This window comes from Streptococcus anginosus subsp. whileyi MAS624 (genome assembly GCF_000478925.1).
Taxonomy (GTDB): Bacteria; Bacillota; Bacilli; order Lactobacillales; family Streptococcaceae; genus Streptococcus; species Streptococcus whileyi.
On the sequence record NZ_AP013072.1, the window covers coordinates 1,804,764 to 1,819,051 of the forward strand.

13 protein-coding genes are annotated in these 14,288 nt (G+C 36.6%); 2 read left to right on the forward strand and 11 right to left on the reverse strand.

All coding sequences use genetic code 11. From position 1 onward, the window contains the following. Positions 1-65: 65 nt before the first annotated feature. Positions 66-1,955 carry a DUF2207 domain-containing protein gene (locus tag ANG_RS09045; protein ID WP_025271949.1) on the reverse strand — a complete coding sequence of 630 codons (1,890 nt, stop codon included), beginning with the start codon at positions 1,953-1,955 and terminating at the stop codon, positions 66-68. 126 nt (positions 1,956-2,081) lie between these two features. Here ANG_RS09045 and ANG_RS09050 point away from each other — a divergent pair, with 126 nt between their 5' ends. Beyond that, complete coding sequence (locus ANG_RS09050) at positions 2,082-3,647, forward strand: ABC transporter substrate-binding protein/permease (protein WP_025271950.1); 1,566 nt, start codon at positions 2,082-2,084, stop codon at positions 3,645-3,647. Then, a complete protein-coding gene (locus ANG_RS09055; protein ID WP_025271951.1) occupies positions 3,644-4,384 on the forward strand; it encodes an amino acid ABC transporter ATP-binding protein in 741 nt (246 codons plus the stop codon). Before ANG_RS09050 ends, ANG_RS09055 begins: the two co-directional genes overlap by 4 nt. Positions 4,385-4,898: 514 nt before the next feature. On the opposite strand, the gene ANG_RS09060 is transcribed toward ANG_RS09055, so the two are convergent. The 10 genes from ANG_RS09060 to ANG_RS09105 all read right to left on the reverse strand — a co-directional run bounded on the left by ANG_RS09060 (position 4,899) and on the right by ANG_RS09105 (position 14,244). Next, positions 4,899-5,114, reverse strand: a complete 216-nt coding sequence (locus tag ANG_RS09060) for a capsule biosynthesis transcriptional regulator (RefSeq protein ID WP_003025899.1) — start codon at positions 5,112-5,114, stop codon at positions 4,899-4,901. 108 nt (positions 5,115-5,222) lie between these two features. After that, positions 5,223-6,110: an SPFH domain-containing protein gene (locus ANG_RS09065; RefSeq protein ID WP_003036319.1), complete on the reverse strand. Its 888-nt coding sequence runs from the start codon at positions 6,108-6,110 to the stop codon at positions 5,223-5,225. 220 nt (positions 6,111-6,330) lie between these two features. Next, complete coding sequence (locus tag ANG_RS09070) at positions 6,331-7,449, reverse strand: ABC transporter permease (protein ID WP_003031101.1); 1,119 nt, start codon at positions 7,447-7,449, stop codon at positions 6,331-6,333. After that, positions 7,446-8,573, reverse strand: coding sequence for a SagG family ABC transporter permease subunit (locus ANG_RS09075; protein ID WP_003036478.1), 1,128 nt, complete (start codon positions 8,571-8,573; stop codon positions 7,446-7,448). Before ANG_RS09075 ends, ANG_RS09070 begins: the two co-directional genes overlap by 4 nt. Before the next feature lie 8 nt (positions 8,574-8,581). Beyond that, positions 8,582-9,505 carry an ABC transporter ATP-binding protein gene (locus tag ANG_RS09080; protein ID WP_025271952.1) on the reverse strand — a complete coding sequence of 308 codons (924 nt, stop codon included), beginning with the start codon at positions 9,503-9,505 and terminating at the stop codon, positions 8,582-8,584. Between the two features lie 20 nt (positions 9,506-9,525). Next, a complete protein-coding gene (locus tag ANG_RS09085) occupies positions 9,526-10,227 on the reverse strand; it encodes a SagF family protein (protein ID WP_003036385.1) in 702 nt (233 codons plus the stop codon). Then, positions 10,224-10,892 (reverse strand): CPBP family intramembrane glutamic endopeptidase, encoded by a 669-nt coding sequence (locus ANG_RS09090; RefSeq protein ID WP_020999472.1) that lies wholly within the window; start codon positions 10,890-10,892, stop codon positions 10,224-10,226. The genes ANG_RS09085 and ANG_RS09090 overlap by 4 nt, the downstream gene beginning before the upstream one ends. Further along, positions 10,867-12,225 (reverse strand): YcaO-like family protein, encoded by a 1,359-nt coding sequence (locus tag ANG_RS09095; protein WP_003036343.1) that lies wholly within the window; start codon positions 12,223-12,225, stop codon positions 10,867-10,869. Before ANG_RS09095 ends, ANG_RS09090 begins: the two co-directional genes overlap by 26 nt. Before the next feature lie 4 nt (positions 12,226-12,229). Continuing rightward, on the reverse strand, positions 12,230-13,297 hold the full coding sequence (locus tag ANG_RS09100; RefSeq protein ID WP_003036332.1) for a streptolysin associated protein SagC: 1,068 nt from the start codon (positions 13,295-13,297) through the stop codon (positions 12,230-12,232). Next, positions 13,294-14,244, reverse strand: a complete 951-nt coding sequence (locus ANG_RS09105; protein WP_003036322.1) for a SagB/ThcOx family dehydrogenase — start codon at positions 14,242-14,244, stop codon at positions 13,294-13,296. The genes ANG_RS09100 and ANG_RS09105 overlap by 4 nt, the downstream gene beginning before the upstream one ends. Between the last annotated feature and the right edge of the window lie 44 nt (positions 14,245-14,288).

Genomic DNA, 14,288 nt, shown 5'->3' on the forward strand with positions numbered 1-14,288 from the left:
TTCTTCTCCTAAGGTTGATTTGTTTCATTATAGCATAATTTCAAGTGAGAGAATAGAGGCACTTTTTAAAAAGCACCGCCTCCACCGCCTCCGCCTCCACCAGTGAAGCCGCCTCCGCTGCTACCACCTGATGAAACAGTGAAGCTACTAGCTGAATTGGCTTCTGAGCCATAACTAACAAAAGCGTGGGAGCTAGTATGGAAGGTATACGACATATCCTGATAAACAAAAGCATTCATAGACGGATTGTCAATTGTGATTTTACGTAGCTTCATAGCCTTGGTCACCTTATCAGCACAATTAAACATAGTAGCATAAACCAATAATCGGTTCCATAAAATGACCCCGTCAACTTCTGTGTCCTTTAAATGAGCAATATCACGTAGCATATTGGCAAAACTCTTCCAGTAATAATAGTTTTCTGCCCCTTCTTCATTTAAAACTCCATCACGTTTCACCATTTTGCATTTTCTCCAGAGGTAATACAAAAATCCACCGGCAATGAGAAAACTAACTATGAATTGGAAGAAAATCAGTCTGTACCACAAGAATATCCAGACAAAAATACCAAGAGAAACAACCACAATAAGTGCCATCAAGGAGATTGAAAGATATAAATACAAGAGTTCCTTTTTAGCAACTGGACGGTAATTATTTGGCAATTGCTCCCGCTCAATAATCTCATGCACATTTTCTGTAATATTCTTCAAATAACATTTTAAGAGATTTTTTACCCTGTTTCCCGCTTTACGGACAGCTTCCTCACCTCTGTTATACACTTTCTTATCAATTTTAAAATCTGAAAACAAATTTTTCACAAGCAACTGCTTGTTGTTGCCCATAGCCATTTTTAAAAATTCTTTTTCAAAACCCGATAAACCTTTATCCGTCACTCTTTGCAGCCTTGGTTGCTTCGTATCGTCTGTAAAAATAAGATTCCCTCTGTCAATCAAATCTAGCAAAGTAGCTTGTACAAGATTTTCAAATTTCAAAGACGTTGCTTGCTTCTCCGTTGGATCCAGCTCTGTCAAGTCTACCGAATAAACATTGGAAGCAATGACCATTGGTGGTAAATCTTGCGGTATTTCATACAAGCGAGCACGCTTAGGAAACGTTACACGGGGTTTTATAGTGAATTGAAAGAAACCATAAAATGCTAGACTAATCAGACCAACTAGCACAAAAGCAAGTGGTAAACCCCAGTCCATCAATCTCTGATATCTTTTTGTTTTCTGAGCAGCTTCTCTTTCGACTTGCCAAAATCCTTGCAATCGATTCTGATTTGTGATAGCCAAGCTATTTTCAGGAACCGTCATTAATGACCGATCCCAATAAGCATGAAATTCTAGTTTTTTTCCTTTACGAATATTGCCCGCATGAATAAGGTAAGTGTTCCCAGAATGCGTCACCTGAGCTGGTTTCATAAAATAACCTGTATGAGCATACAATTCGGTCTGCTGAGAACTTTTTGGAACTGAAATCCGAAACTCCACATTGTTTAACTTCTTATCCCAGTTACTAATCGGAATCCAGTGCAACTCCACGATGTCAGTGTGGACAAACAGCATATTTTTCAGTTTCCACGTAACCGCAATAGTCACACGATCCCCTTTATTACCAGCATTATAAATTTTATATTTATAACCACCCGCAATGTATTCCTGAACAGCAGTAATATCCGTTTTTGGTTGTCCATTTCTTAAAGCTAGAATCGTCGGCTTTCCTTCCACATCAAAGCCCAGAGGAACTTTACCAGATGTCCCCAAAGTAATGATTTGTCCTCTGTAGCCGCTTGAGAAATGGTAAGTGACTGTTTCAACAAATGTCGCTGTATTATCAGAATGAATCTGTAAATTGCCTTTATAGGATTCAATATCATAACTCACCGCCAAGACTCGTTGACTGAAGAACAAACATGAGAAAAAAATTATGATACTCCAAAAAAACTTTTTCATCTAGCAATCTCCTTATACTGATTGCCTTTATTATACCATTTTTTTAAGTACGGGTTTCCCCAATATTGAAAAGCATGTCATTTTTCGGTACAATGAAAGGAAGCTATTTTTAGATGAGGAGAAAATATGAAGAAATTATTCTTATCTCTATTTGCACTTCTGCTGCTTAGTTTCGGATTTGCAAATAGAGCTCAAGCCGATGAATACTTGCGAATCGGAATGGAAGCGGCTTATGCACCGTTCAACTGGACGCAAGATGACGATAAAAATGGTGCCGTCAAAATCGAAGGCACCAACCAATATGCCAATGGTTATGACGTCCAAATCGCCAAACAAGTCGCAAAAGCATTGGGCAAAAAACCGTTAGTGGTCAAAACTTCTTGGAATGGATTGATCCCTGCATTGACATCAGGTAAATTAGATATGATTATCGCTGGAATGAGTCCAACTGCTGAGCGAAAAAAAGAAATCGCATTTTCCAATAGCTACTACACCAGTGAGCCTGTGGTACTAGTCAACAAAGACGGAGCCTATGCCAATGCAAAAACGTTGAAGGACTTCAAAGGAGCAAAAATCACTTCTCAACAAGGTGTCTACCTCTACAATTTGATTTCCCAACTGACAGGTGCTAAGCAAGAAACTGCAATGGGCGACTTCGCTCAAATGCACCAAGCACTTGAGTCAGGAGTGATAGACGGCTACATTTCTGAACGTCCCGAAGCCCTCACAGCAGAATCCGCTAATTCAAAATTTAAAATGATTCAGTTCAAAAAAGGTTTTGAAGTTAATGAAGAGGATGCTACGATTGCAATCGGAATGCGCAAAAACGACAATCGTCTAGAACAAGTCAATGCTGCTATCGCTAAAATCAGTGCCAAAGACCAAGTCGCTTTAATGGACAAGATGATTCAAAACCAACCTGTTGAAACTGACACCAGCAAAGATAAAACTACTTTCTTTGGACAAGTGACAAAGATTCTGAAAGACAACTGGCCCCAATTTCTGCGCGGAGCTGGCTTAACCCTTCTCATTTCCATTACTGGTACAATTGCAGGGCTCATCATTGGTCTCTTAATCGGTGTTTACCGCACCGCTCCTACAGCCAAAAATAAAGCTCTCGCTCTTTTACAAACTTTATTCGGTTGGTTCCTGAATGTCTACATCGAAATTTTCCGTGGAACACCTATGATTGTTCAATCTATGGTTATTTACTACGGAACAGCACAGGCATTTGGAGTTTCCATTGATCGTACAATCGCAGCCATCTTTATCGTTTCCATTAACACGGGTGCTTATATGAGTGAAATTGTCCGCGGAGGAATCTTTGCTGTTGATAAGGGGCAATTTGAAGCCGCAACTGCTCTGGGAATGACACATAACCAAACCATGCGCAAAGTTGTCCTTCCTCAAGTCGTGCGCAATATTCTACCTGCTACAGGGAATGAATTTGTCATAAACATTAAAGATACTTCTGTACTGAATGTTATCTCCGTTGTTGAACTTTATTTCTCAGGAAATACTATTGCCACCCAAACTTACCAATATTTCCAAACCTTTACGATTATTGCCGTGATCTACTTTGTCCTAACATTTACGGTAACACGCATTCTCCGCTATGTAGAACGGCGTTTTGACACAGATGATTACACAACGGGCGCTAATCAAATGCAAACGAAAGGAGTAAAGGCATGAGCGATACCATTTTAGAAATCAATCATCTTAAAAAATCCTACGGACAAAATGAAGTCTTAAAAGACATTTCTCTCACTGTCCACTCCGGCGAAGTCATTTCTATCATCGGAAGCTCTGGTAGTGGAAAATCTACTTTCTTACACTCTATCAATCTCCTTGAAGAGCCAAGTGGAGGAGAAATCCTTTATCGTGGTGAAAATGTACTAGAAGAAAACTATAACCTCACTCATTACCGTGAAAAACTCGGTATGGTGTTCCAAAGCTTTAACCTTTTTGAAAACCTTAACGTTCTTGAAAATACCATTGTCGCACAAACAACTGTTCTCAAGCGAGAACGAGCAGAGGCCGAAAAAATCGCCAAAGAAAATCTTGAAAAAGTTGGCATGGGGCAACCTTACTGGCAAGCCAAACCAAAACAACTCTCTGGCGGACAAAAGCAACGGGTTGCTATTGCACGTGCCTTATCCATGAACCCAGATGCCATTTTATTTGACGAGCCAACCTCAGCGCTTGACCCCGAAATGGTCGGTGAAGTGCTGAGAATAATGAAAGACCTTGCTCAAGAGGGCTTAACCATGATTGTTGTCACGCACGAAATGGAGTTTGCGCGTGATGTCTCCAATCGTGTTATTTTCATGGACAAAGGCATCATTGCTGAAGAAGGCAAGCCTGAAGACATTTTTACTCACCCTAAGAAAGAACGCACAAAAGAATTTTTACAACGTTACTTACGATAATCCACAACCGACGGGAGTGGGACAAAAATCGGTAATTTCGAAGAAATTTGATTTTGTCGTCCCACCCCCGCACAGTTGAGTAGGGCTGTAAAGGTTGATTTATCAACCTCATAGAACCCACTCATCACTGAGACTTGCAAGAAACTCATAAAAATCTGACGAGGTTAAGGACTTTTGTCCCAGTCTCGTCTTTATTTTCTCTTCAAAATCTTTAAGGAGTCAATTGAAAAACTAATTTTTATTCAAACAAAACAGAATGTTTGAATACACATTCATTAGAACATTTTCTTGTTAAAAATAAAACTCTAATTTTTAAGAATATTTTTTAAAATAGATTGTATTGTAGAAAGCGGTTTATCATTTTTCTGTAAAAATATTCATTCTAAAGAATTAGATAGGAAGCGAATAAATAAACTTTCTGCTTTATAATTATTTGTTATTTCCGTATAAAATTATACTATTTTACAATTGCAAACAAAAAAAGCAGGCTGATAGCCTGCTAAAAATACAACGATTAGTTTTCAAACTTTTCGTGGTTTTTATCGTAAAAATCAATCAATCCAAGAGCGGTTTCAAATGAAATATTTTTCACTTTAGCACGACCTTGAGCAAGGGCAATGATAGACATTTCACGAGCGTTCGTTTCTTTACTGATACGATAACCCGTGATTTTTTTATCACGAACCCAGCTAACAACTGATTCTACTTTTTCAAAGTTAGATTTAGCCATTTCCTTCTCCTATTTATTATTTCTAACTAAACATTTTAAATGTTTTTATTTGTTTTGTCAATGGAAAAGACAACTTATTTTGACGAATAAAATAATTCAGAATATTCTTTATTTTGCTTTAAGAGCTGATAAAATTTGCGTTCGGATACTTTCTACTCCGTCAGGATTGGCTGGTAAGAAAATTGTATTATTTCCCTTATTATCTGCAAAATTATTTAATGTATCAAGATATTGGTTGGTTAAAAGAATGGACATGATTTGTTCTTCTTTCAATTCAACATTTGCACCTTTTAACTCTTTGATAGAGTCTGCCAAGCCATCCACAATCGCTTTACGCTGTTCTGCAATCCCAACACCATGAAGACGATCTTTTTCTGCTTCTGCTTCTGCAGCAGTGACAATTTTAATTTTATCGGCTTCAGCTAATTCTTGAGCAGCGACACGTTTCCGTTGAGCAGCATTGATTTCGTTCATTGATTGCTTAACCTCTGCATCTGGCTCAACTTTTGTAATCAAGGTTTTTACGATAATATAACCATAAGTAGACATTTCTTCTGCTACTTGCTTTTGTACTTCAAGTGCGATTTCATCTTTCTTTTCAAACAATTCGTCCAATGTCAATTTAGGAACAGATGACCGCAAGGCATCTTCAATATAAGACTTAATTTGAGCTTCTGGACGAATCAATTTATAGTAAGCATCTGTTACGTTATTTTCATTCACACGATATTGCGTTGCAACATTCATCATGACAAATACATTATCTTGTGTCTTCGTTTCGACAACAATCTCACTTTGCAACAGGCGTAATTGCACACGTGCTGCGATATGATCAATACCAAATGGCAAGCGTAAATGAATTCCGCTATTACTAAGTTTTTGATATCTACCAAAGCGCTCTATAATTGCTACAGACTGTTGACGAACAACATATAAGGAACTAAAAAGAATAACAATCAGTACGACAACAATAATTGGCAATACTAAAAATAACATGATATGAAACTCCTATCTTCTTTTTCAAGATTATAGCATACTTATAAGAGTTTATCAAACAAAAGCGATTACAAACAAAAACAAATTATAAAAGAAGTTTTGATAGTGGAAGCGTATAAACTCCCTTATTTTAAAGCTAGCAGTTCTCCTCATCTATCGTTTCATTTTCAGACATCAAAAAAACTTTTAGAGAAAAATTTGCTCTAAAAGTTTTTTATCATCAATGATGAATGGGTTTTAACATCCAACTAGAAAATACAATCAGTATAGCAGCTACTGCAAATAATGCCGTCATATAAGGCCAAGCAGCAGCAATCGTTCCACCTGATTGGAAGACATCCACAATTGAAAGCACCCAATTTTGTGGTAGTAATTTTCCGATTGCTTGCATATAGCTAGGTGTAATCTTTAAAGGCCATAAACAACCTGCTAACATGGAAGTTGGCATAATAATAAGGTTCGCCAGCTGGCTGCTTTGTTGGCTATTTTTAGAAATCGCCCCTACAAAAAGCCCAAAGCCAATCACGAGCAAACTAAACAAGAGGAAAGTCGTTAACAAAGCCCAGATAGGAATGTAAAAGCTGATGTTAACGACTTTCAACATTCCCAAAATAATGGCAATTTGAATCGCATAAGCTACTAGGCCGACACAAACATAGCTCAACATATATTTCAATCGAGACAATTTAGATAAGGTTAAACGATTGTAGATTTGAGAAGTCTTATCAGTCAAGATTCCACTATAAATCACACTGGCGCTTCCTAACATTAGAATCAGAAGAAAACCAGTCGTGGTTGAGGAAACAGATTTGCTTTGTGAAAGGTCTGCTAAGGTCGTTTGACGCACTTTATAGGACAATTTTTTATTATGAGCTAAGATATTGTTAAAAATCGTCTGATCACCAGCTGCAGCATCCCCTATCGTATTATAATTTTCCAAAAGATAGTTTGCATTGGCTTTAAACCATTCTGTCACTTGACTGCTAGAAATAGCGCGCAAATTCAACTTTTGTGTTTGCCCACGAAGCACTTTGTTTCCAAAGCCTTTGTCAATCACTAAAACAGCCTCTAACGTTTTATTTTTTAGGTAGTTATCTATCTGTTTCTCATCAAATTTCGTGTAAATATCATATTTTTCATTTTGCTTGATTTGTGAAACAAACTGTTTTGAAACTTGACTTTTATCCTTATCTAAAATCCCAATCTTCGCAGCACTTTCACCTGTAAAACTTAAAGAGAGTGCTAGTAAAGTGGTCAAAATCGGCAATAAGATAAAGGTCACGTAGCTTGATTTTTTGCGACAAATTTTCTTAAAAAGAATGTTTATAAAGGAAATCATGCTGTCACCTGCTTTCTCATCCGAAATAGGGCAAAGAGGATAAAGGCAGTTCCTAAGCCTAGATTAACGAGTAAAGTCGTTGGGATAGGATTGGTTTGCCCTCCAAATACAAGATAGAATAAACTATCATTGACCCATTTAATAGGGGAAATATTTGATAATTGATTGATAAATTCACTATTAAGAGTGGATAGAGGAACATAACTTCCCCCTAAGAAAGCAAAGATTGGAATGACGGCATTTGAAGTCACCATTAAGAAAGATTCATTTCGGATACCGCTAGCCAGTCCGATTCCAATTGCAATGGAAAGATAAATCAAAGACGCTGTCACACCAAGAATCTGCAAATGATGACTACCCCAATTTACTTGCATAACAAAACGTGTGAAGATATACAAGACAGTTAGTTGAACACCAGTTGCAAACATGCCTCCCATTAATTTTCCCAAAAGAATATGAACATTAGAAACACCTGTCAAACGGATACGATTTACCGCACCTAACTGACGGTCTGAGAGAACTAAATTCATAGCTGACATGATACTATAAAAAGTAATCATGGTGAACATGGAAATGGCATAATAGTCTGCCGAAGTCATACCTTTGCTGGTTTGGATAGAGGTCGTTTTAATATAATCAACCGTTCTTTTTTTGATATTATTAAGGGTGGCTGGATAAAGCTCTCCAATCGAGTCATAGGTTTTAGCATTATCAACATAAGTATCAACCAACATCTTCACCAAGTCTGCATTCTGTTGATTGATGCGGTTGGTCGTCACCTTAATTGTTTTATCGCTTTTTACTTCTAGAGTAGCCGTTAAAGCTCCTTCGCTGACTTTTTGTTTATCTGCGGACAGGTTCTTACTCACTTTTGCTTCAAATCCCAGTTCTTTATTTAACGTTTTTAGAAATTTTGTGAAATTCTTCTGGTAATCTGTTTCAGCTCCTTCAAGCTGATAGCGAACTTTCAGATGGGGAACGGTAGTTGTTGTATTAAAACTGGATTTGAAAGCAAAACTCAAAATCACTATCATCAAGATAGGAAAAATAATCATCATCAAAATCGCCGTTCGATTTCTAAAGATTTGCAGACTTTCTTTTTTAATTAAATGAAATAGAATCATAGCAACCCCTAATCTCTTAACTTCTTACCGGTCAAGTGTAAAAAGATTTCTTCTAAATTCAAATGTGTATGACGAATTTCACTAAAATGAATGTGAGCTTGGTTTAACTTTTCAATCACCCTTTGAATACTTTCATTCTCAACTGTTATGATAATTTCATGATCTAGCTCTGTAATCTTCCAATTTGGTTCATTTGCCAAGCCAGAAATCCCTCCGTCTGTTACTGTTACCATTATCTTTTGAGCAAAGTCTTTTTCATAACGTTTTTCTAAATCGCCTTTGCTTCCTTCTTCAATCACTTTTCCATGATCCATGATATAGATATAGTCACATAGTGCTTCAACTTCTTCCATATAGTGGGTTGTATAAATAACTGTCGCCCCTTGTGCATTGAGAAGACGAATGGACTCCAAAATATGATTACGTGACTGCGGATCAATCCCCACCGTTGGTTCATCAAAGATAATCAACTGTGGAGAATGAACCAAAGCACACGCAATATTTAAACGTCGTTTCATGCCACCTGAAAATTGACGAGGAAAGTTTTTCGCTTGGTCAGTCAAGCCTACAAATTCCAAACTTTTCAGTACCTTTTCTTTAAGAGTTGCGCCTTTTAAACCATAAAGAGAACCAAACAATTCTACATTTTCGTAAGCAGTGAGATCTGGATAAATGGCAATATCTTGAGGAACATATCCAATTTTTGAACTCACTTTTTTAATCACCTTTATTGGCTGATCAAACAAACTGATCTTCCCAGATGTCATTGGAGTTAGTCCTAAAATCAGATTGATTAAACTAGATTTTCCGGCTCCATTCGGTCCTAATAATCCATAAATTTTTCCTTTTTCAAGCGAAAAAGACACGTGATCAACCGCTGTTTTTCCTCCTGAGTAAACTTTGATAACGTCTGTTAATTCTACAAGACTCATAAATGTTCCCTTTCTTTAATTTATCTATGTTGCTCTTTAAAACTAATTATCATGTAAGTTAAACCAAGAAGCAACATACCAACGAACCAACTATATAATAAGGTGGCTACCATACACCAAATACCTATATTTAAAAATAGTAAAAATGCAACTATTTTTTCTGGATTCCCTTTGAAAGAGCAAGCTTTCACGACAGCAAAACTAAGAACAGTCAAAAGAAATCCCCAACGTTCCTCTCTAAGTGAAAGGTGAACAATTCCAAAATAGAAAGCAGCATCTGTCAACGTTGTCAACAAAAGAAAAAGAATACTAGTTAGTGGCTGCTGTTTTGTAAATGCCAACCATGTCATTTTTTGAAAAGTAGCTCGACTATCTATCTTAAAAACAACTTCTATCAGCCCAATTAAAACGAACATTGTCACTTCTATTAAGGCCAATATATATAAGATTAAAAAGCAGAAAAATCGCCAATCGAAATTTCCTTGCCCTAAAAAGGAGACAAAATAGGATGTACTTTCTCCCTTGCTCCAAAGAAAAAGGAAATAACCGAAAATCAAACATAGCTGAAAGCTTAATAAAATGATTTCAATACCTTGGCGATAGGGTAAGTTACTAACATAATGTAAATGCCACCGCCTCAATACTCGCAAATTTTCTTTGTTTAGCCAAAAGGTAAGACACGCAAGGAAAAGCAGAGCTGCAATTATCACAATTGTTGTCATAAAGCACCTCTTTTCTTTGCTTGATAAATACTTAAGCAATCAATCCATAAATTTCCACCAATGTGGATAAAAAGAACTAGCCAAATATTTCCGCTCCAATAATAAATTATACCATATAAAAGACCAGTCAGTAATTTTGCATACAGTATTTCTTTTCCCATTAGAAGATGATTGAGTGCATAAAAAATGGTAGTGATGAGAAGGACCAGGATAAAGGGAAGTTCCCATTTCTGCAATAGAATGTCAAACCATAACAAACGATAGGTCATTTCCTCAAAAAAAGCAAGAGAAAGCGTCAGCACAACATCAATAGGACGAGAAGCAGCCCCTACGAAAGACAATTTCAAAGGCAACCATTTTTGAGCTTTTAAACAGCGAAGCCCATGCGAAAAGCTAACTTCCAAAAGAAACATTCCAATTATCAAGAGAATAGCAAGAGGCAGATAAGCAAAGCTGACTTGTCCATAAAATTGAATGAACCTAGGATATAGCAGACCAATTCCTAAAAACATTATGACATAATAAGCATTGACTGCTTTTAAAAATCGTGATAAATCAAAACCATAACCGCTTGGATTTCGTCCAAAAATAGCTTGCATGGGAATCGATGGATTTAAACTAACTAATAAAAAACATAAGCTAAGGCATAGGGTGTACAAATTCATGTGTTACACCTCCAAACTGTCTCATGCGCGGATGATTTGCAAATGGAAAAGCTGGAATGCACATTTCAAGCAAGTCTGGCATTAAGACACGCGTAACGTACCAACCTTTTTCAGCTGCTTCGGGCGGTGTCATATCTAAAAATACTGCGTTAGGACTGACCTTTTTCGTATAATCAAGCAAAATCCTCAAATCGTCTTTTTTATTTTTACCACTATGATCGTCTAGTTCACTCAGTGTAACACTCCCAGAAATAAGTGGCTCAAAGGCTTGCCACTTTTTCTCTTGGTTTTTGGCATGAGCATAGTAAAATACATTGCTATCCAGATCCAAAAATTGTGGTTCTGTGCTTTCGATATTGCTTAAAGCCTCTTGATTATACAGTAAATTGTAATAATAACTATAACTAATAGCTGAAGCTTCCATAATCCCACGAAGAAGTGTATGTTTTGGATCAAGACCAGCTTGAACACCAAATAGCAAATACGGAGCTTCTTGATATTTGTTTTTCAAGATAACGCCAAATGTATAGAGTGGATTGTCCTCTCCGATGGTCATATCAATTGGAATAATTTCATAAAGGCTATCTTCACCCAAATGTGCTTCCTCTAAAATAGCTAGGATATCTGGATCGTCAATTTCAATCCGACGACAAGGCTTTTTAGTATGCCAGCTCAACATCATAGAATCAATTTGCAGATATTCAATGACACTATTGCACATAGCTGCTTCTAACGTCTTGTGCGAAGCTGTTCCCGTTGAAAATCCCGGAATAATATACTGTTCTCCAACTTCATGATTTGGTTTATACCCCACACAGAGCATTTGAACAGGGATATACATCTCTTCATCTTCAAACAACAGGGGACATTTCACCCAGCCAAGGACATCTTCTTCTGTCACCTCTTTTTGGCACATTGTCATATGAAAAGCGATACTTTGTTCAATCTGCTTTTTTGTAAAGACACGTAGATACTCTAATGGCATAACACGATTTGTCTGGCTCAGTTCTGCATAGGAAGCATAAACTATCCGATCAGCCAATAAATCTGCTGCAATAATTGTTGCATACCGCTCAATGCTTTCGCCTAAGTACTTAATCAGCGCTTCTTCATAATGGCTTCCGTATCCAATGATATGGTAACTAACCTGACTGTTCTCACCGATAAATTGCTTATGGTAATCTGGCATCTGACCCGTTACACTTTTTAAATATACATCATGAGGATGATTGCAAATAGGTACTTGAGTCTGGTTCAAAATCCCTGTCCGATTGCCACTTAAAGCTTTAAATTCTGAAAAAATTTGATTAAATGAAGGATAATAATTTAGCATACATTTATTCCTTGTCTTCTCTCAACAAATTTCTAACTATTTCACGTGTTGAAATTTGCTGATCCTCATATCTAAGTTTTGCTAAGGCACCTTGCGTTTGAGAATTAGCCATTTTCAAAATATCTTGCACTTGAATTTCCAAAGTAGGTAAGTAGATACTTAACAGGCGCCCCTCAAATTTTGAATTTCCCGTACGAGCTACTAAAAAAGCTTCACTAACGACTAAATTCATCAGAATATTCAATAGTGGTAAAAATGCCTGACTGACAGATTGTGTAGGTGGTAATAGTTGATTTGCAAAATGTTGATACAAAGTATGATCTTGTAAACGCGCTAAAACACGTCGTTCCAAACTATCGAAATCTGCTGTGTGTGGTGGATTCAAAGTACAAGCATGGATAAACGGACCATCCACAAACCCAACAATCAACTGCTGTTTCAAAGAAACAATGACTTCGTTTAGATGACGCATCATTGTTATGTTGAGTCGCTCTTGACATACAACAATAGCTTGATAAACTTTTAATTCTTCTATCAATATCTGCATATTTTGTCGATGAACCAAAGCATCCAGACGCGATGACACATCAGTAGTTTGAATTTTCGATTTTAGTTCATCACTTGCAACCTCAATGTTCACTCCCATCACTTTTGCTAATTCACAGGCAGAATCATTTACAAAATCAACATCGCTGATAAATAATATTGAAGCTGTATTCATTTCTTGTCCATCTTCTGCAAGAAAACGAGAGCCTCCCATTAAAATTTGCATCATATTTTCTTGGATGGTGTACTTATCTTCTTGCATCAGCAAATCACTATAATACAACGCTTCAATAACCTGAGACAATTTCGCAAAATCATCTGCATCTAAACGTTCTTCAAAAGCAGTAATTTCAATTGCTTGTCCTTTAAACAACGCAGAAATCATCTCGCAATAGACTGCTTTTAATGCTTGAGATTCTTGACGAATGTCCAAAGTAGCTTCATTAAAGTCCCAAATTCCTTTTCTAAAACAAAATATTTCATTGAATTGAACAATTCGAACATTACTATTTAATTGATATTTCATGAAAACTCCTTATTTCCGACAACAGTCATATGTATCACATGATGATTAATTCCATCTAGATCTAACTTTTCTTCTATATATTCTTTATTGTATCCACCAATATCCAAACTGCCATATGTCAATGCTGTAGAAACCAATTGAATATTTTGAGCTATTTCACCAGCTTCAATAAATGCATAAACCGTTGCTTGATTACCATATTTTCTAGTGTTTTTTAGATAATTATAGGCATACATAAAAACAAGATTACTATCTTCTGCATTGATTGCTCCAAACTCTGCAAGAGCTCTCATATCTTCTGCTGGAGCAATGAGATGGCATCTCAAAGCATGTTGATAGGGTAAATATTCATAATAACCATCTTCTAATCCTTCAACTTGTCTCGCATAAAAATAGAGAGTAATCGGATATAGTCCTCCCCCAGAGGCACAGTTTCTTAAAGCAACTTTTTTTTGAATCTCTTGCTTAACAGTTGCTTCCCCACTAACGCCACAAGCATAGTAAAGTAGATTCGCTAAATCTTGTTTTGGCATTTTCATTGCTTTGAACCGGCGGTGGCTACGTCTATTCACGATACAGGTAGATAAGGAGGGAGCTAACTTTTTGGCTTGAGGCAATGCTATAACATTTTGAAAATCTTCAAAATAAGAACTATTGGTAAAATTTGTGATAGCTGAGTCTGTAAAAAATTCGGAAACACTCGTTTTAAAACCCAAGTAATCATTATTAGCCTTATAATTCATTAAAAATTCTTGGCTTAAATTATCGCTTTCATAAGGCATTAGATGTTGAGCGACTAATTGCTTTGATGTTTTTAAAACGGTTTGATGATGATAATCCGAGAAAGAGAAGTAATTGGTATTAAATTCAAATAATTGACGAGCTTCTTCTCCTGTAAGATGTCTTGGAACAGTCGAACGGATATTATCCTTTGAAAAAAATGACATACATACCTTTCTACTCTTACAAATAATAAAGAGTAGTAATTCAT